The following is an 18,439-nucleotide window of genomic DNA, read 5'->3' as shown; positions in this document are numbered from 1 at the left end:
TGCGGGGTCTGCGTGCCATGCAACACTCCTTCCGCTTGCGCGTCTATAGTGTGTTGCGTTGACCGGCTGAAGTCGCAGTCGGAAGCGGACATTAGAAGCATCGCAGTTTCGGGCGCTTCGGGCATGCAGTTGTAAATCCAGCACAAAGTTGACCATTCTGACCTGCGAACGGCAGTCTATTTTTCCGACTTGCAAATAGCTTGGTGTTCGTCAATCTGAATTCGCGGCATCAACTGGCAATATCTCGTGACCATTGATCGCGAAAGCCCTCCTTTACGCTGCTGGCTGACGAAGGCGAGGGCCATATGAGCGCGCGCCTGGTCCATCCGGAACGACGCCAGGCCCTGGAGAAAGGCCGCTTCATATTCATTGACAGCATCGAAGTCCTCCCCTAAGCGCGCGGCTTGGAGGAGGTAGATGGCGTTGAACCGCGTTGGGTCAGCTAGGTATTCCGCCTCCGAGTCCTTCACAAGAAGTTCGACACATTCGCGGACATCGTTCTGGTGAAGAACAGCGCAGTAGTCACTTGAGTCAACCAACGCTTTTGCAGGGCCTTCGGTGAATCGCAACGCAAAGATTTTTGCTGTCACGAGCTGATCGATGTACGGGTCGTTTGGCTTGAGCTCGATGGCCAGCACCTTCTTATGGAACTGCTCGAGCCCCATGGTGAAGTTCATCCCATGCATGCCGGCGCCAAAGAGCATGATCTGGCTCGTTAGGTAGGCCGATTTGTCGCTGTCGTACCACCTCAGGTCTTTGGCAGCATCCAAGGCTTCAGAAAAGTTGCCTGTATTGAAGGCTGCAACAGACATCGTCCATAGCTTCTTGGCCTCAGCGACTCGGTTTCCGCATGCGGCAAGAGAAACCATAGCAATTATGAAAATGACGACAGACTTCAGGTGACGCATCCATTCCCCCTTGGACGATCCCCAAATCTCTTTGGGTCTAGCGTTCGATTCCGCTTGCATCACCTACGGCTGGATCAGTACACCAAAACCCGGGTGAGAGTGCACTTCTTCTCCCATAGAAAGTCCCCACTGACCCCGGTTTTGATGATGCCCACCACGTCCGCTTTGGGTCGGAAGCGGACCTCATGCTGTGCCAGCACTAAGGGTTCTTCCTTTTGATCATTTCGTCGATATCGACATAGCCCACGTACTCAGAGAACAGCGGCCGCAGCGGCGCTCCCTCGAGACCATGCACCGCGAGCGCTTCGACGAGCACCTTTTTATGTATCGCGTGCAACTCCTCCTTTGCGAGAGCGTTGCTTGAAAGCTGAATAAATTTCTTCGTGCCGTAACTGATCGTCAAAATGAGCACCCCACGCGCGCCACCCCAGCTGAGCCGGCTGATTTCGTCTACCGAGACAACCGTGCGGCCGAACATCCAGGATCGCGTCACAGAATGCTCGCCGATTTCGACGCGTAACGTCAGCTGAAACACAAGAAATGCGACCAGACCCACGCCTGCCGCGATGAAAGCAGCGCCGATTAGATAGTTCCCTTGGATGGCGATTCCAGCTCCTCCCCAGAACATCAGAGAAAGCCCGGGAACCACCGTTAAGAGCAATAGGAGTCGAGAACCTGGATCTGTCGAATACGCATTGGCGGGCATTGTCTCCCTCTGTGCCGCCCTTTCTTTCATCGCTTCCGCGAACTCCTCCGGCGTTTTCAAGCCCTCTCCTCAAAGAAGTTGTTACCCGAATTTGACGCGACCCCGTTCGCCGAAGCTCGAGCGGGTCAATCATGTCCGCTTCGGGTCGGAAGCGGACCTTCCGAAATGCAGATTCACCAGACACCTGACGCGGGCGGCTGAATCTTGGACTTGAGAAATTCGAAGTATTTGCGGTCGTCACGCGCAAAAATTTCCCTGCCTTCCAGCGCGTATGCCCTAGTCAAATGTTCAGCAGCGCCGTCCACATTTCCGAGTTCAAGCTCGCATTGACCCAGCCTCAGATGGACAAACGGGTTGCCGAACCCACCCGGGCAGTTGAGCGCAAACCCAACAGCATCACGGCCGCTTTTGAACTTTCCAGCCAAGAAACAAGCATCGCCAATGGCAGTGAGAAGCCAGGTGCTGGCCTCCCAAGTCGCCTTCGGCTCTGGAATCAGCTTCCACGCCTCGTTGTACCTGCCAACGGCATCAATGAACTGGCCGCGACTAGCAAGCGAGTCGCCCTCAGCCGAGAAGGCAACCACTTTTTCGTGCAAGTCTCTGGGTAATTCGCCCATTCCTTCCCCCCGCAAGAACCAAACATTGGCGTGATCTATGTCTCGAAGGAAACTGTCCGCTTCGGGTCGGAAGCGGACATTTACACATAACCCACCCGCGCCAGTTATCGAGTCGACTCTGCAACTAAGCGGATAGCCTCACTCGGGTCCTTCATCTCATATTCCTGATAAACCCAACCTCCGGTCACCCTGCTGTTGTAGGTAAACAGGACGCCTTGGTTCTTGGTTCCGGTGATGATCCCGCCATATTGCTCACGATCTGTCCCAATCGTGATAGCGACCTTCCACATGGTCTGAGGATGGTTCGGTGTTACATGTGACATGCCCTTAAAAGGGGCGAGAAGGGTCTGGATACTAGCCTTGTCGTCAACCGCTATCGGCTGCCCGATCAACGAATGATCGCCCACCGGCTCCAGTCGAACATAACGAACATCGTCGACAGGCATGTGCTCAAGGAAGCTTCGTCCGGCTCTAGCCTCCGGACTCACAAACCGATAGCCAAATAGGCAAAGCCATACAACCAGGAAAACTGCAGCTGCCGCATATTTAAGCCGTTCGACTCGACTTTCGGCCATGGTTACCTCAGTTTGTTTCTGCGCTCGCAATGTCCGCTTCGGGTTGCGGAAGCGGACAGTTCGCTCGACTCTAAGATGTCGCTTCCTCGGTCACAAACAAATCCGGCCGGGGCAGGGGATCGACGAAAAAGAAGGCGTCCTGCCCCTGTCGGTAGATCTCATAGTCATTCCGGTAGAGAACCGACCGCACGCTGACGTCGTCGGGCGAGACAAGGCTTGCCCCTCCCGTGCCCTTTAAAAGATCAACGACGAAGCGGTACGCGTCCAAGGAGTCCTGCTCAAAGCGTGCTTGGTCAAAGTTTCCATTTCCCAACGAAACCGCCAAGTAGAACAGCGCCTTCTGATCTTCAAGATCCAGAACGACGGGCTCCGGACGCTGAGGTTCGGCGTGTCGCCAGTCGCTGAACCATTCGGTCAATCGAATCTTCACGGGAGCCCCTTTCTCAAAGGTTATCGACCCACTCGTCCCAAGCCGCGGCTAAGGTCCGCTGCGGGTCGGGAGCGGACATTGGATGATCTAGTTAGTTGGCGGCGAACCCGTCCGCATTGAGCGAGCTATTACCCATGCCAACCATCTGGCATGGCCGTGGTAAGGCCTACTACGGCCAAGGCACGAACGCTGAAAGATGCTGCGCACCCCTTGCAGAACTTTCCAAGGGGGCGCCCTGCCAGGAGGTCGACAAGCGAGGGCAATAGATAGATGAGGAAGGATAGCCAAGCGGCGCCTACGGCGAAGTCCGGCTTGAAGAAAGCAAACGCACCGCATGCAATCAGTAGAGAGCTACCGAACAGCGCAAGACTTTTGTGAAGGTCACCTACAAAGGGATCCTTGCCTTTGTAGAAACAGAATTTTTGGAAGTTCTTGTCCAGTGCTGCGACAAGCAACACAACGCCGGCGAGCCCGTGAATAGCGCCGATAGTCTTAAAGATGAACTGAGATGTTTGCATGCTCGGCTACCGGTTCAGCATTTTGGGAGCGTCCGCTTCGGGTCGGAAGCGGACATTAATCTGCATTCACGACCCTGATTCCACCCGTGACGTATTGAACGCCATCGAGAGTGCCGACCTGCTCAAGAAAGGCCTTGTAATTCTCGACGTATCCTGGGACTGGATGATCTACGGACGGGCGGTCATGGACGGCAAGGAGCTCGATTTCGTCGAGCCGGACTGGGCCAGAGCCAAACCCTGGGTCTGGCAAGCACCCATCCGCGACGCGGCACCCTAGAGGCGGCCCCCATGCCCTATACGTCTGTTCGTCACCGCGATATTTGATCGACAGGTTCAGCTGTGGCCCTAACGGGCGCCACTCAATCAGCAGCCGCACAAAAGCTTCGAAGGTGCTCATTCCCTTGCCCCTGATCTCATAGGCCAGCGTCCGCTTCGGGTCGGGAGCGGACGACGCACTCGATTAGTTCTGATACCAGCGTCGATAGCCATGCCACTCAAAACCCGGATCGGTTAGCGACTGCTCTGGCTGGGCAACACCGTCGACCACGTGGGCATTTCGACGAATTAACCTGAGCTTCTTGTCGGGATCAAACACCAGCCTTAGGCCACTACTGACAACCCCACAATCCATCACACCTGGGCCGCTCGTCACACAGCCGTCCAATGCCAGCCGGCTCTTCACATCGTCCAGCGACTGCATTGGCTCCGCGTAGGGCTTTAGCTTGGCCAGGCGATCTTCTCGCGAGTCATTGCCGTAGAGAATGGCGTCAATCGCCTTGGAATCCCGCAGATTCGCCTCCGTCGCACAAGCCACGCCAGAGCACGGGTTCGCGGCAAAATTGAATTCGTAGCTTTGGCCACCCGCCGCGCCGTCCTGGGCGGTTGCTGTCGCGACAATCCCGACCGCAAGCACGACCAAACCAACAAAGGCTCTCTTCACGACTCCCCCCTGATGACGCGCAACAGTGCGACCCTGATTTGGGCATGTCCGTATATGGACCCTAGTAAGCCCGGCAAGGCAACCAGGCTCTTCGTGGTTACAGTTTCGCGTCCAATGTCGGGTTCTTCAGCCACTCGGCAATATCTTCGCCAAGCTCTTTTCCGAGGCTTCTCAGTACGCCGCAGGCGGTCAAACCGCCGGAAAGAGAGCGGCGCTCTGCCACAAAAGTACCCAACAGCTTGTCACCATCATGCAGCTCACCGCGAACTTGCGCCCACTTCGGCCCAGTAAAACCCCCGCCGCCAATCGCATGTACCTCGGTAACTTTCATGGTGAGGATTTTCCCGCTTGTCTGCGACAGATCCTGGTCTGAGACGGAGACGCCACCTTCTGCAGACTGAGCAATGTTTTCACTGAGTTTTGCGTTCCAATCGCATTTCTGCCTTACATCGTCATTCCCGACGCCGTCGGCGTAGGGCGTAATGCGAGGGATTGAAACCGTGTCGTTCGCTGAGGCAAGTGAAGACACGACGAGCAACGCAAATGCCAACATCTTTATCACTAGCACTCCCCCTGATTTTTCAATGGATGAACTTTGACGTTTAGCTGTGCATTTGCGCTCACTTGTGGAGCACGGCTCTTCCTGAAACATCTATCTTCCAAAAGCCCCACCCGCCTTACGTTCGGCTAGCTTCCAAGAAAAGCCGGCCATCGAATGGGCAACTGAAGACGCCCCCCCGGAGTCGTCGCACCTTTCGAGAAACCTTTGTATTTTTAAGGTCGCGATTTCAGCCTGTCGATTGCGGACACCTGTTTGGCACGCCCTTTCTCTATCGCTCATTCACCGAACGAGCAAGGTGGCCAGCGAGCAAGGGTTCTTGGAACGACCCGATCAGATCGGGTCGTCGATCGACCTGGCGAGCTCGGTGAAGAGCTTCGGGCCGGCCTCAGTCATGTGCCAGCAGTCTTCCAGACGGATGCCGAATTCACCGGGAATGTAGAGGCCCGGCTCGTCGGAAAAGCACATACCGGCCGCCAGCGGTGTGGCGTCGCCATGGACGAGGTAGGGCGACTCGTGGCCGTCGAGGCCGATGCCGTGGCCGGTGCGGTGGGGAAGACCAGGCAGGCGGTAGCCGGGGCCCCAGCCTTCCTTTTCGTAGTAGGTGCGTACGGCGTCGTCGATGGTGCCCACTGGGGCGCCCAGTTTGGCCGTGGCCAACGCGAGTTGCTGGCCTCGCTTGACAGTGTCCCAGACTTTTCTCTGTTTCGCGGTCGGCGTGCCCATGACCCAGGTGCGTGAGATGTCCGATTGATAGCCGTGCACGTTGCACCCTACGTCCATCAGGATCACCGAACCTTCGTGCAGAGTTTGCGGCTGGCGCGAGCCGTGCGGATAGGCGCTGGCCTCGTTAATCAACACGAGGGCGAACTCCGGCGCGCCGCCCAGGGCTTCGGTGGCGCTGTTCATCATGACGGCGATCTCGTCGGGACGCATGCCGGCGCGGACATTGGCATGGACGTATCGCAGCGCCGCCAGGGTGACGTCATTGGCGGTTTGCATCAACGCGAGTTCGGCCGGGGACTTGATCAGCCGAACAGCTTTGACCAGTGCGTCGCCGGAAACGACCTGGTAAGCCCCGGCGCTTGCCTCACGCACCCCGTCGACGATGAACAGGCGCGTGGTGGCTTCGAAGGCGATCGGGCCAGAGGTGACGCCGCGGTCACGAAGCCCGCCAACAAGCAGGGCAAACGGGCTTTCATGCTCATTCCAGGGCCGCACATCGCCGCTCACCGCAAGGGTTTCGCGGATCGAAGGCTCTTCGAAGGCCGGGGTCACGACGACGATGTCACCCTTGGCCGGGATCACGGCGGCCGTGGTGCGCTCTGAACGATGCCACTCGATGCCCGTGAAGTAGTCCAGGCTCGAGCCCGACTCCAGGATCAAGGCGCCGATCTTCTGATCGACCATCAGCCGTTGCAGCTTGGCGATGCGCGCACGGCGCTCGTCCACTGCAATCGGCTTGGCGCCGGTGGTCATGGAAGCCAATCCTGCCAGCCCCTTGGGTGTTGCAGGCGCGGCCTGTGCCGACCGGTCGGCCAGCATCAAGGCGGTGGACGCAGCAGCGGTGGCGGCTACAGCGCCAGTGAGAAAGTCGCGACGACGCATGGAGACTCCGGACTGATTCCAAGGGTGCACCGCAGTATGAGGCCGGAATCGGCGACGCGACTACTGGCCGGCTTTGTGCCGAATGGCACTACCACATCACCTCGACACGGTGCAGCACACGATGTAGCTCATCGTCTGCGCGCAAATTGACATACTGGTACCCCAGCCAGACCTGACAGGCCTGCGATCTATGGCAAGGCTACTGATGGCCCTGCACAGCCCTCTGCCCTAGGCGTCCGCATCGGGCAAAAACAGACATCGCCAGCCCATCGACTGGTCACTGCAGCGACAAAGGCCCGCATACAATCTTCAGGGCCTGAAACAGCCTCCGCTTGGCGCGCGTGCTGTCAGTACCTCAAATTCAATTCCGGAAAGCGCTTGCGGTTGAGTTCGAAGAGATCCTGGAATTCCTCTTCCGTCAGTTCGTCGGGGGCATAGACAGCCACCGGGTCCCACACATGATCGGTCGGCTGCGGTTGGCGCGGGCCGCCGCGCAGCGAAAACCAGCGCCCGTCACGCTCGAGCAACTCGGGAGCATCCTCAATGTGCTCGATTCTCGCGTCATTGGGGGTCACAAGAAACACAGCGAAGATCATGGGCAACTCCTCGTGAAGCGGGGCCAGATGTTCCGACGGAAATCAACCGATGCTATCTCTGCATAACTTAGGAGATGGCCCCGTGATGGAGACGATCGCGCGTCGTTCAGGCTCTTCGCATGGCTTGTAGCCGGGTTGGTGACACTTCAATCAGCTCAGTTGTGCGCGGCTGGCTCGCGATCCATTGGCCATAATGCTGGGATGTCGCTGGAATAACACTCACGTTTGGCAGAGCTTTGGGTCTGAGACTTTGCGGCGCCAGGCTATCTACTGCATCGACGGGAGCTACTGCTGCGCGCCAATTGCAAATAGTGTCCGCCTAGGATCGGAAGCGGTCTGCCTTTATCTTTACTTTCGAATGGCGCCCTTCCTGGTTTCGTCCAAAAGAGCGGCTATCTGATCCTCGGTTAAGTCCTGAAGTTCACTGAAGGCTGCATCTGTCAGCTGCTTTTCCGCCTCTCCTTCTCCTTGCAGCTTGTACCCCCCATCAGAGTAGCGATCGTAGAAAAAGTAGGGCATCGCAGGGTTACCCGTAGCGGCAACGACGACAAACGATTTCTTGTCATCACAACTGTAGACCAGCCAGTCCGTGTCCCCGTACTTCTTGTTCACCGGGCCCGTCTCGCACTTAAGTGTCGGAACGTCAGCGGCCGGAATGTCGGTCGCGAATGACGAAACCGCCCCCACGATCAGCAGTAGTGATGGCCACTTCCCACCCTTCATAGCAGTCCTCTTTCGTTGTTGTATGCACTGAGATACGGGACTGACCCTCGCGCGCCCGAACTGCCTGCTTCGCGACCGAAGCGCCCCCGTTTTACCCATGAGATTCAATTTGACGGCGGTTCGTCATCGTACGAAGTGCCTCGCGATAAGCCATTCCGGGAATCCTTGAATCGACTTTCTTCCACCATGGCTGCGACTCCTGCCGGGAAGAGGCCATCAAAATGCGGTCATACGAAGCGCAGACGTCCGCGGCGATAGCTTTTTGCCGATAGACCCGCAGCGAGTTGTGTCGCTTGACTCTGCTTATGGCAACGCGAAAGGCTTGCGCCGATAGAACCAGCACAGCCGCAATGAAAATTGTCACCTGAAAATATGGCACCGGAGCATTCCCTTTTATTGGTGATTCCAGCCATCCAAATGAATGGGGTCTGCTTTGAGTCAGAAGCGGAGCTTACAGGCTCGCATCTTAGCCAGGCTTTCTGCGCCATCGCCACCGCACATGACTATGGAGTGCCACTAACGCCCGGACGCCTTCACAGCGGAGACCAACTGTTCAACGCCAGCCCGTATGGCGGGTACGCTGAGCCCGCCAAAGCGCAGCAACAGGCCATCGTCTCTGGACGGCGTGTGTCGATACGAGTTAAGCAAATGAAGCGCCAGGCCGCTGGCTTGCGCCATGCGTTGCACGACCCGCGTATCGGGATGGCGCAGCATGACCTGCACACCAGCGGCGTTGTCGTCCCATGTCCAGCCATAGTTGGCGAGCGGGGCCAGACCCTCGATGAGGATCGCGCATTTCTCGGCATACACCTGGCGCATGTGGCGCATGTGGGTCGAAAAATGTCCTTCATCCATGAAACGGCTCATGGCGAGCTGTATCAACGGCGCACTGAATGCGTCCAGCTGAGTGCGTACGTTGGCGAGTTGCTCCACCATGGCTTTCGGCACCACTGCAAAAGCGAGCCGCAGTGAAACAAACATGGATTTGCTGAGCGTGCCGAGGTAGAGCACGCGCGCATGCTGGTCCAGCGAATGCAACGGTGTCGCGGGATGGCCTACGTAACCAAACTCGCCGTCGTAGTCGTCTTCCAAGATCCAGGCGTCGCGCTTCTGCGCCCAATGCAGCAACGCGGTGCGACGTTCCGGGCTCATGGCAACACCGGTGGGAAACTGGTGTGACGGCGTGACGTAGGCTAGCCGTGCGTTCGGCGCGCGCCGCAATCCAGCGTCTACTTGCAGGCCCTCCCTGTCTACAGGTACCGGCACGATGGCAGCGCCGGCAAGTTCCATGGCCGCACGCGCGCCCGGATAACCGGGATCTTCCACCCACGCCGCATCGCCGTGGTTCATGAGTAGCAAGGTCAGCAAGTATAAGGCTTGCTGGACACTGTTGAACACGATCACCTGGTCCGCCGTGCAGCGCACGCCGCGCAATTGCGCAAGGTGGTGCGCAAGCGAACTGCGTAGCGCGGGGAGGCCGCGCGGATCAGTGAAGTTCATATCGGCACGCTGGAGGTCGCGAGTGGCCCGCGCCTGTATCCGTTGCCAGATTTGCCAGGGAAACTCGGCGGTGTCCGCGACACCCGAATTGAATGGCCTGAACTCGTGCGTTACGCGGCAGGCGAGATTGCTCGCCAGCTTGATCCCTCGGGACGAGACTGAAGGCGCGCCAGGGTGCGCACTCTCGTCCGTGGCAAGGCCCACAGACGTGATATCCCGCCGAGCGACGAATGTGCCGCGGCCTACGACGCGCGCCAGCAGGCCTTCCTCCACGAGTTGCGAATACACCTCTTCCAGCAGGCCACGAGAGACGCCATAGTCGGCTGCCGCGTTGCGACTGGATGGCATCCGGTCCCCACCTGAAAGCAGGCCTTGCAGCACGGCATTGCGCAAGGCGAGGTAAACGTCGGCGCGTCGTGGACGGCCGCCAGGCACCGGCGGCAGTAATGCCCCTCGAGAGCTGCGTGACATAAGTCCCCTTATATCGGTCCGTTTTATCCACTCAATCCGGTACTGGCGCACCCACCGCGCGACGGTAGCATGGCCGCTCGACACTCCACACAAACGAGGCGACCCATGTTCTTCAGAACTCGTGTTACCTACACGTTGGCTTTAGCAGTCTTATGCGTCTTGTTGGTTGCCTTGCAGCCTCTTCAGGTCGGAGCGCAGACTCCTCCGGAACGAGATGGGCAGCATGATTTCGATTTCCATCTTGGCAACTGGAAAAGTGAGATAAGCCGTCTGCAGCATCCACTGACGGGTTCCACGGCATGGGTCAAGTGCGAGGGCAAGCTGGCGGCGCGCCAAGTCTGGGACGGCCGCGCCCAGCTTGAGGAACTGGAGGCCGACTGCCCCAGCGGTCACATCGAGGACCTGCTCTTGTTCCTGTACAACCCGCAATCGCGCGAATGGAGCCTTAACTCGGCAGCCGTTGGTGACGGCGTCATAGGTCGGCCCATGTTCGGTGAGTTCAAGAACGGGCGGGGCGAATTTTACGATCAGGAGACATTCAATGGCAGAACTATCCTGGTGCGACAAGTCTGGTCGGACATCACGCCAACATCGCATCGTTTTGAACAATCATTCTCGGACGACGGCGGCAAGAGCTGGGAGCCAAACTTCAGGGCAACGCTGACGCGAGTGCAGTGAACAACAGAACCCAGGAGCACGGATCGAATTTCGCTGTCGGTGAACCACCGCGCTTAACCGCCAGCCACCGTGCATCAGGTTCTCGTTGCTGCCCCGACAATCATTTTGCCAGCGCGTAGCAAGCCCGTTCGGATATAGCGGTAGATCACCATGGTGATGAGCGCCATAACTGACCCAACTATGCTCGGCAGTACGCCACCAAACGTATAGGCCATGCCAAGAACGAAGCCCAGCACGTATTCCGCACGATAAATGGGAGCAACCAGCGCTATCAGGAATAGCGATTCAAACATGGCACCGGTGACTTGATCGTCGCCAAGCGTGAAGAAGACGGAAGGCAGCACACCAAAGCACAGTGCACTCATGAAGCCGATCAGGGCATATCGCATCGGGTTGCCGGCTTGTGACACAACGCGCCGATACACACGGCCTATCAGAATCCATGTCATCAATGGGAGAACCAAAGCGCCCCACCAGTTCGAAATGGCGGGCATATCTGCGCGAGCAAGGAAGTGGTGGCTGGGCACCACGCCATGAAAGTATTGCCAAGCAAGATACATCCACTCGATGGCAGCTACGGATGCCGTCGCCATGCAACGCACGCGCAAAAATTGCCGGTCGTCCATCACCCCTCCGATGCACCGCTGAAAAATGAACTACGTCATCCCTTCAGGGAAACTGCCGAAGTCTCGCCGTTGAACCGATCATCATGACTGCACCCCGATGTGCCCCAGTGCCACTTGTCATCCGATGCCACTGGCCACCCTTTTATTTGATCTTTTGAGCAAGTCGCCCGGATGAGGCGCCACGGTAATCCGGCATGCCTCGCCACGTCGTTTCGTTTGGGAAGCAGATTGAAGCGCACCGCCCGGGTTCCGCCGACGGCTTCCGTCGGGCTACCTGCCCGTGGTGTCCGCTTTGACTAAAGCGTGGCCAGGGTGAACTGTTCAATCGCAACGCCAACATCAAGTTTCACATGGTTCTCAATTGTCTCAATGTGGTCGGCAGGACAGCCACGATGAGCGGCACCATCAGGCGTTGAAAACCCCGAATGAGATTGCACGTGTCCTCGTATGGAAGGTGCACCCTGGCCCACGTTTCTGGCGAGAAGCGGGCAAGGCGCGCCAAGCGCTTGATGCCGTGTGCTCATGAGACTTTCGCCCAGTGAGGACATCCTGACTGCTCCGTCCAGTTTGCTGCGAGCACGGCTTGGTGCCGAGGCACGCGCCATGAGACGCCCTCTAACTGCTACCTGCACATCTCAGGTCCGCCCCGCGAAGGGAGCGGACATAAGGCCATCTCTGCCAAACGAGATATATGACCGCAGGACGCTGTTCATACCATGGTGAGGTCAGCGTTGATGGGGGTGGGCCCCCGTTTGCTGCTACCCATCGAGCGTCGTTGGCACTCTGGATACACCGAACGAACTCCCGTCTGTGCTTGCTGTGTTGGGCGCCTCACACGTTTATCAGCCTGTTCGCGCTTGCACCCTAAGCGCGTCCGCCACTCCCGACGCTACGACGATCTGCTTGGGGCTCACATGGCAAGCTTAGGTGATACGAAACCCAGTGAAACAAAGCGGCCCACCTTGGGGAACGGGGTCGTGTGGCTGCTGGCCTTGTTGGTGCTGATCAACTATGTCGACCGCGGCAATCTATCGACGGCTGCTCCCCTGATACACAGCGAGATAGGCCTGACCAACAGTCAGTTGGGCATTCTGTTGTCGGCTTTCTTCTGGACCTACGTGCCGTTTCATCCGCTCGTCGGATGGCTGGCGGAGAGATTAAACCCCTACCGGGTACTGGCGATCGCACTGGTCATCTGGTCGATTGCCATGGCTCTGACTGGCCTCAGTCAGGGCTTCATGATGCTGCTGGGCTTGCGCCTCTTGCTGGGGGTCGGCGAGAGCGCCGCCATACCGTGTATTTCCAGGCTTTTTGGCCAGCACCTGCCGACCCATCGCATGGGTTTTGCCAACGGCCTCGTAGGCATGGGCATCGCGCTGGGTCCTGCGTTCGGCATTTTTTTCGGCGGCAAGATCATCGCCCACCAGGGCTGGCGGCTGAGCTTCGTGCTATTTGGCGTGATCTCCCTGCTCTGGCTGATCCCCTGGCTATTGGCCACTCGAACGCTGGCACGCGAGGCATCCGAAACGAAACCACCGGAGGACGAACCAACGTTTGGCGAGCTCATCTCCAAGCGCGCTTTGTGGGGCACGACCCTGGGCCATATGTTTGGCCTCTACGCCTTCTATTTCGTGATCACGTGGCTTCCGACCTATCTGGTCAGGGCACAGAGCCTCAGCGTCCTCGACGTAGCGACGATGGGCGGTGAGATCTACCTGGCATACGGGGCCTCGTGCCTCATCACCGGTTGGGCCACGGACCGCCTGATTGTGCGTGGGGTCAGCGCAACATGGGCGCGCAAGACTTGCCTGGTCGCCGGTCCACTGATCGTCTGTGCATCCATGGCCTGCGCGTCGTTGGGAGACGGCCGAATTCCGATCGTCGGCTTGTTTTGCGCCGGCATCGCCTTTGGCCTCACAACGCCCAATATCTATGCCGCGTCCCAGACCCTGGCCGGTCCGCGAGCTTCCGGCAAGTGGGTGGGTTTCATGAATGGGGTGGCCAACCTCGCGGGCATCATCTCCCCCATGGCCACGGGATTCCTGGTCGACGCTACCGGCAGTTTCCACGCCGCTTTCGCCGCCGCTGCCGCCATTTCCGTTCTCTCATCCCTTTCCTGGGGCCTTCTGGTGTGGCGCGTCGAAGCTGTTCCGTGGAAGCGCACGAGACCGGTGGTGGGAAGCGGGCCCTCTCATGCCAACGCCATCGCCAGCACAGCAACGTCGCCAGACGTGATTGCGGAGCGCCCGGAATTCTAGAAAGGATTTCGCCGGCCTCGGCAACGGCGATAGGGGTGAACTCAATTGACCTCTCGCCTGGCTGCAGGTGCTTGTGACGACGCAGCCTCCAAGCAAGCTCGCTAGCTCATAAGGAGCTTCAGCTCGGGCGAACCCGATTGAACCAGGTTGTCACGCGTGATCTCGGCAATCGACCGCGCGCCACAAAGGGTCATCGCTACGCGCATTTCGCTCGCGAAAAGTTCCAACAGATGGGATACACCCGCCTCGCCGGCGGCGGCAAGTGCGTAGATGTAAGCCCTGCCGAGCAGCACGCCACGGGCGCCGAGCGCGAGCATACGAACGACATCCAGGCCGGATCGCACGCCAGAATCGACCAGAACACTCAATTCATCACCCACCGCATCGGCGATGGGGGGTAGCACACGCGCGGTGGACAGCACACCGTCGAGCTGTCGTCCGCCGTGGTTGGACACCACGATGCCGTTAGCGCCAAAGCGAACAGCGTCGCGCGCATCTTCGGGGTCAAGAATGCCCTTGATGAGCAAGTTTCCCTTCCAAAAATCACGGATCCATTCGAGGTCCGACCAACTGATCGAGGAATCGAAGTTTGACGCGATCCAACCTATGTAGTCAGCGAGACCGATGGGACGACCCAGGTACGCCGAAATGTTGCCCAGATCGTGTGGACGCCCAAGCAAGCCCACATCGATCGCCCAATGTGGCTTGAACAAGGCTTGTCCGAAGCGACGAAGCGGTGCTGCCGGGCCCGACATACCCGAATGCCTGTCACGGTAGCGCGAGCCGGGCAAAGGCAGGTCCACGGTAAATACCAGTGTTGTGATGCCTGCCGCCTGTGCCCGCTCCAGCGCATTGCGCAGGAAGCCGCGATCCTTGAGCACGTAGAGTTGAAACCAGATGGAGCGATTGGAATGCCGCTGCACTTCTTCGATGGGACAGACGGATACGGTGGACAACGCGCACGGGATGCCGCACCGGTCAGCCGCCTTGGCGGCCTGGACTTCGCCGCGCCGCGCGTACATGCCGGTCAGACCCACCGGTCCCAGTGCAACCGGCATGCTCCATGACTGCCCAAGCAGTTCGATGCCAAGGCTGAGATCGGCAACACTCTTCAATACGCGCTGACGCAATGCGATGTCTGCGAGATCGCTGACATTGTGGCGAAGCGTCTGTTCGGCGTTAGCACCGCCATCGATATAGTCGAACAGGAAGCGGGGGAGCCTGCGACGGGCGGCCTCACGATAGTCGGTCGGTGCCGAAATGATCATGGTGTGCCACCTTCCGTTCAACGTGTGAAACGGCGTTCGATCTGGCGAATGGCCCGCTCCTGGTCGAAAGCAGACATTCCTAGCGTGTCAAATAGACGATCCACTGGAGCCAATACCCGGCGTAGAACAGTAGAGTGAAGCCGAGAAGCCATAGTAGCCCCCATGCATTCCGGGTTCGCAGCAAGTAGTACGGCACATAGGGCAGCCAGAACAAAAACACCAGAAACCCGAACTCGAATGGCCGGTAGATGTTCTTTCGCTCGCGGCAGTCCAGATCCACCCAAAGTGCGAGAAGCACGAGAAAGACTAGTGACCAGGTATCCTGAAAAGGTAAGCCAGCAAACCGTCCCACACTGAACAGCGCGGCCTCGTACCCTCCCACCACGAGAGATAGTACAACCATCATCAGAAGCAACAGCTTGCTATTCAGTGCCACAGCGCCCCCTTTGCGCCAACGGCTATATGCGGTGCAGCCCGCCCCACTGATGCAGGCCAAGTCGCCAATATGAACGGCAAGAGGTTGGCCGGCAAGGGCTGCTTCGGATCGGATGCGGAACTTACAAAATGTCGGCGCACCCGTTTGTCAGCGATCGGGCCCCTTGGGTACCGGTCAACGTCGGCGCCCCGTTCACCCTTGGCTGGAATCCGCTTCTGGCAGCTGATCTAAATCATGGTTGGTGGGATATTCCACTTGGAAACTTCGCCGGCCTACGCTTTGTCCGCGTAGATAACTGATGTCAGCGAGAGGAGAAGGGGCCATGTCGACGTCAAAGTTTCGTGATCTAACCACCAAGACCAACCAGCATTTGGCTCCATTACGAGCCGCGCTCCCCGAAGTCATGCAGGGCTTTGGAACACTGGCGCGTGGCGCCATGTCGGCAGGTGTCTTGGACGAGACAACCAAAGAGCTCATTGCCATGGCCATTGGCGTAGCCACGCGCTGCGACGATTGTCTTGGCTTCCACGGCAAGACCTTGGCAAGACTTGGAGCGACCGAACAACAAGTTCACGAAATGCTCGGGGTTGCCGTCTATATGGGAGGCGGTCCATCGTTGATGTACGCCGCTCATGCTCTGGAAGCATTCAAAGAATTCTCAGGCGGTGCACCAGCCTGAAAATCGGAGCCAGGTTGATCTTCTAGCAAGAGGCAAGCGCAACCTGGCACCGGTCATTCATGCGCTCGAAGGCTGTCGACACGCCAGCGTGACAACCGTGCCGTTCGTCGTACATTCAACCGAGGCAAGCAGATCGGCATTTGTTGAAACCCTTCGTCGGTGCCGCGGCATGCGATCTCGGTACCGCGCCACCCTCTGGAGAGCCCAATGACCCCTATCATTACCGCCTTTGAACGGTCACCCGATGGCGGCAAGGGATTGGCGCGTGATACGCGCGTTCGCTGGGCGTTTGAAGAAGTGGGCCAGCGCTATGAGGTTCGCCCCGTTTCGTTCGCCGCAATGAAGGAACCAGCGCATCTGGCACTTCACCCGTTCGGCCAGATTCCTACCTATGAGGAAGGCGATCTGGTCTTGTTCGAGACGGGCGCAATCGTCCTGCATATCGCCGAGCACCACGCAGGCCTGTTACCGGATGACGCCCATGCGCGGGCACGGGCCATCACCTGGATGTTTGCTGCGCTCAACTCGGTGGAGCCGCCTATTTTTGAACTTGTCACCGCCAAGTTTCAGGAGGGCGATCAGCCCTGGACCAGGCAGCGCCTACCTCTGATGATGGATCGCATCCGCCATCGACTGGACCAGCTCTCCGCGCGGCTGGGTGATGCCGAGTGGCTTGATGGCGCGTTCAGCGCGGGCGACCTGATGATGGTGTCGGTGCTACTCAGGTTGAGACCATCGGGCATTCTGGACGAGTTTTCCAAGCTGGCAGCCTATGTGGCCCGCGGCGAAGCCCGGCCTGCGTACAAGCGAGCTTTCGCCGCCCAGCTGGCGTTCAACACTACCGGCATCTAGGTCCGCGCTGGGCTGCAACTTCAGCCGGTCGCTGCAACACGTTGCAGACCTTGCCATGCCCGCATTGACTAGCGAGTTGCCGCCACATCCACACGAGTATCGTCAGCAATCCAGTTCACTTCCCAGGTTTTTCCGCCATCCGCAGAAAACGCCTGCTCGAAGTGACATGAGTTGGGTTTGATATTGGAGATAACGAATCGGACGAGGATGGTGCGATCGTTGAAGGTCTCCTGATCGTAGAACTCAGCGCGGCCGTCTTTGAATTCGCCAACGGTGGGATTGCCAAACGCGCCACCGCGGCTACTCGCGACATTCAAACTCCATTGGTGTGCCTGTGGGTTGTAGAGGCGGAACGAAGCGAGCTCGAGATGGCCTTGCGTCCCGTCCGCCTCTAGCTCCACAAGATTGGCACGTCCATTCCAGATCTTGCTTACGACGGACGTACCATCGTACTGCGCCCATGCACTGGAACCGCTCAGTGGATGAACCAGCTTCGATACATGGGTCTTCCAGGTGCCTATCTCGAAATCAAAATCGTGCGAGCCGTCAGGTAGCTGGGCGGGTGCCGCCATCGTCAGAGGGGCGGTCAACAGCAGACTCACGAGGCCGCAGCGTAGCCAATGAATGATTTGCCTTTCCATATTTTCTCCGAAGAAACGAGAGCCATGAATGTCATGACGTTCTAAAGGTGAGGAACTATGGGTGCACACTTGTGTCATGCGTCTAACGCGACAAATCGCAGATCCAATTCACTTCCCAATGCCTGCCACCATCCGGTGAGAACGCCTGCTCCATGTGTGCGGCCTTGGGCGATACGTTGAGCCACGTCCAGCGAACCAGAATCACGCGACCCTTCCACGCTTGATGGTTGTAGAACTCGCCGCGGTTGCCATGGAACTCACCAACGACGGGGGCATCGAGCTCGCCTTTGTCGAGGTCCAGGCCGTAGATGCTCCATTGGTGGGTGTCGGGGTTGTACATGCGCAAGGTCTGCGCCTTGATGTGCAGTTTCTTGTCGGGGCTGCTCACCTCGAACTGCTCGAAGTTGGCGTTGGTGTCGAGCAGCTTGTGGTGATTGGAAATGCCGTCGTACTCGTCCCATGCCTTGGAGTTGTTGAGGCGATCCGGCAGGCGGCGCACGTGCGCCTTCCAGTCACCAATGAGAAAGTCAAAGTCATGGGAGCCGTCGCGTTGCGGGCCGGCAAATACGGCCGTCGGATCCGGCGCGCTTTCAGCTGCGCTAACCGGATACACGGCGCCAGCCAACGATGCAACGAACACCATCAGAGACAAGACGCTTGTTGAAGCTGCCAGTGACCTGTGAAACACGCGGACCTCCTTTTGAGTTTATGCGGTGATTTCAAATGTGGTGCAGCACGTCAGGTGTCACGCTGATGGCGACAGGGCCCACCAGGCCGGCGACTTCGCGGTTTTGACGATCCCAGGGCACCCTCTCCCGCATTGGATGTCCAAACGCGTTGGTCACTTCCT

The 18,439-nt window shown here is 58.4% G+C and carries 22 protein-coding genes; 5 read left to right on the top strand and 17 right to left on the bottom strand.

The genetic code is table 11. The annotated features are described in order from the left end of the window. Positions 1 to 176 precede the first annotated feature (176 nt). The 6 genes from AC0GUR_RS20735 to AC0GUR_RS20710 form a co-directional block, all read right to left on the bottom strand. Positions 177 to 908 carry a hypothetical protein gene (locus AC0GUR_RS20735; RefSeq protein WP_472879418.1) on the bottom strand — a complete coding sequence of 244 codons (732 nt, stop codon included), beginning with the start codon at positions 906 to 908 and terminating at the stop codon, positions 177 to 179. Positions 909 to 1,107: 199 nt separating this feature from the next. Beyond that, the gene (locus AC0GUR_RS20730) at positions 1,108 to 1,674 is read right to left on the bottom strand and encodes a hypothetical protein (RefSeq protein ID WP_472879417.1); all 567 of its coding nucleotides are present in this window, start codon (positions 1,672 to 1,674) and stop codon (positions 1,108 to 1,110) included. A 113-nt stretch (positions 1,675 to 1,787) separates the two neighbouring features. After that, complete coding sequence (locus AC0GUR_RS20725; protein ID WP_472879416.1) at positions 1,788 to 2,231, bottom strand: tetratricopeptide repeat protein; 444 nt, start codon at positions 2,229 to 2,231, stop codon at positions 1,788 to 1,790. Between the two features lie 104 nt (positions 2,232 to 2,335). After that, positions 2,336 to 2,806: a hypothetical protein gene (locus AC0GUR_RS20720; protein WP_472879415.1), complete on the bottom strand. Its 471-nt coding sequence runs from the start codon at positions 2,804 to 2,806 to the stop codon at positions 2,336 to 2,338. 70 nt (positions 2,807 to 2,876) lie between these two features. Further along, positions 2,877 to 3,236, bottom strand: a complete 360-nt coding sequence (locus AC0GUR_RS20715) for a hypothetical protein (RefSeq protein ID WP_472879414.1) — start codon at positions 3,234 to 3,236, stop codon at positions 2,877 to 2,879. Between the two features lie 128 nt (positions 3,237 to 3,364). Further along, positions 3,365 to 3,754 carry a hypothetical protein gene (locus AC0GUR_RS20710; protein WP_472879413.1) on the bottom strand — a complete coding sequence of 130 codons (390 nt, stop codon included), beginning with the start codon at positions 3,752 to 3,754 and terminating at the stop codon, positions 3,365 to 3,367. Here AC0GUR_RS20710 and AC0GUR_RS20705 point away from each other — a divergent pair. Beyond that, entirely contained in the window at positions 3,753 to 4,031 is a 279-nt protein-coding gene (locus tag AC0GUR_RS20705; protein ID WP_472879412.1) for a hypothetical protein, read from the top strand. The genes AC0GUR_RS20710 and AC0GUR_RS20705 overlap by 2 nt on opposite strands. 183 nt (positions 4,032 to 4,214) lie before the next feature. Here AC0GUR_RS20705 and AC0GUR_RS20700 read toward each other — a convergent pair whose 3' ends face one another. The 6 genes from AC0GUR_RS20700 to pdxR form a co-directional block, all read right to left on the bottom strand. Further along, a complete protein-coding gene (locus tag AC0GUR_RS20700) occupies positions 4,215 to 4,694 on the bottom strand; it encodes a hypothetical protein (protein WP_472879411.1) in 480 nt (159 codons plus the stop codon). A gap of 97 nt (positions 4,695 to 4,791) precedes the next feature. Then, a complete protein-coding gene (locus tag AC0GUR_RS20695; protein ID WP_472879410.1) occupies positions 4,792 to 5,346 on the bottom strand; it encodes a hypothetical protein in 555 nt (184 codons plus the stop codon). Between the two features lie 240 nt (positions 5,347 to 5,586). Then, a complete protein-coding gene (locus tag AC0GUR_RS20690) occupies positions 5,587 to 6,861 on the bottom strand; it encodes a M24 family metallopeptidase (protein ID WP_472879409.1) in 1,275 nt (424 codons plus the stop codon). Between the two features lie 347 nt (positions 6,862 to 7,208). Next, positions 7,209 to 7,457, bottom strand: a complete 249-nt coding sequence (locus AC0GUR_RS20685; protein WP_472879408.1) for a hypothetical protein — start codon at positions 7,455 to 7,457, stop codon at positions 7,209 to 7,211. Between the two features lie 348 nt (positions 7,458 to 7,805). Continuing rightward, a complete protein-coding gene (locus AC0GUR_RS20680) occupies positions 7,806 to 8,180 on the bottom strand; it encodes a hypothetical protein (RefSeq protein WP_472879407.1) in 375 nt (124 codons plus the stop codon). A gap of 516 nt (positions 8,181 to 8,696) precedes the next feature. Further along, a complete protein-coding gene (pdxR, locus tag AC0GUR_RS20675) occupies positions 8,697 to 10,151 on the bottom strand; it encodes a MocR-like pyridoxine biosynthesis transcription factor PdxR (RefSeq protein WP_472879406.1) in 1,455 nt (484 codons plus the stop codon). A gap of 105 nt (positions 10,152 to 10,256) precedes the next feature. On the opposite strand from pdxR, the gene AC0GUR_RS20670 reads away from it, so the two are divergent. After that, positions 10,257 to 10,829, top strand: a complete 573-nt coding sequence (locus AC0GUR_RS20670) for a hypothetical protein (protein ID WP_472879405.1) — start codon at positions 10,257 to 10,259, stop codon at positions 10,827 to 10,829. A 74-nt stretch (positions 10,830 to 10,903) separates the two neighbouring features. On the opposite strand, the gene AC0GUR_RS20665 is transcribed toward AC0GUR_RS20670, so the two are convergent. Next, on the bottom strand, positions 10,904 to 11,455 hold the full coding sequence (locus tag AC0GUR_RS20665) for a hypothetical protein (RefSeq protein ID WP_472879404.1): 552 nt from the start codon (positions 11,453 to 11,455) through the stop codon (positions 10,904 to 10,906). A 977-nt stretch (positions 11,456 to 12,432) separates the two neighbouring features. Between AC0GUR_RS20665 and AC0GUR_RS20660 the strand changes: the two genes are divergently transcribed. Continuing rightward, on the top strand, positions 12,433 to 13,713 hold the full coding sequence (locus tag AC0GUR_RS20660) for an MFS transporter (RefSeq protein WP_472879403.1): 1,281 nt from the start codon (positions 12,433 to 12,435) through the stop codon (positions 13,711 to 13,713). Positions 13,714 to 13,814: 101 nt separating this feature from the next. On the opposite strand, the gene lldD is transcribed toward AC0GUR_RS20660, so the two are convergent. Both lldD and AC0GUR_RS20650 read right to left on the bottom strand, forming a co-directional pair. After that, entirely contained in the window at positions 13,815 to 14,981 is a 1,167-nt protein-coding gene (gene lldD, locus AC0GUR_RS20655; protein ID WP_472879402.1) for an FMN-dependent L-lactate dehydrogenase LldD, read from the bottom strand. A gap of 79 nt (positions 14,982 to 15,060) precedes the next feature. Then, the gene (locus AC0GUR_RS20650; protein ID WP_472879401.1) at positions 15,061 to 15,417 is read right to left on the bottom strand and encodes a hypothetical protein; all 357 of its coding nucleotides are present in this window, start codon (positions 15,415 to 15,417) and stop codon (positions 15,061 to 15,063) included. 322 nt (positions 15,418 to 15,739) lie between these two features. On the opposite strand from AC0GUR_RS20650, the gene AC0GUR_RS20645 reads away from it, so the two are divergent. Together AC0GUR_RS20645 and AC0GUR_RS20640 are read left to right on the top strand one after the other, a co-directional pair. Then, complete coding sequence (locus AC0GUR_RS20645) at positions 15,740 to 16,096, top strand: carboxymuconolactone decarboxylase family protein (protein WP_472879400.1); 357 nt, start codon at positions 15,740 to 15,742, stop codon at positions 16,094 to 16,096. A 207-nt stretch (positions 16,097 to 16,303) separates the two neighbouring features. Further along, positions 16,304 to 16,948, top strand: a complete 645-nt coding sequence (locus AC0GUR_RS20640; protein ID WP_472879399.1) for a glutathione S-transferase family protein — start codon at positions 16,304 to 16,306, stop codon at positions 16,946 to 16,948. Positions 16,949 to 17,016: 68 nt separating this feature from the next. Here the strand turns inward: AC0GUR_RS20640 and AC0GUR_RS20635 are convergent, their stop codons facing one another. Both AC0GUR_RS20635 and AC0GUR_RS20630 read right to left on the bottom strand, forming a co-directional pair. Further along, entirely contained in the window at positions 17,017 to 17,589 is a 573-nt protein-coding gene (locus tag AC0GUR_RS20635) for a hypothetical protein (RefSeq protein ID WP_472879398.1), read from the bottom strand. A gap of 82 nt (positions 17,590 to 17,671) precedes the next feature. Continuing rightward, the gene (locus AC0GUR_RS20630) at positions 17,672 to 18,277 is read right to left on the bottom strand and encodes a hypothetical protein (protein ID WP_472879397.1); all 606 of its coding nucleotides are present in this window, start codon (positions 18,275 to 18,277) and stop codon (positions 17,672 to 17,674) included. Positions 18,278 to 18,439 lie beyond the last annotated feature (162 nt).

The organism is Dyella sp. PARNA 12/25, from assembly GCF_055702865.1.
Note: the sequence above shows the minus strand (reverse complement) of the source record. Positions and strands in the feature narration are given on the sequence as shown.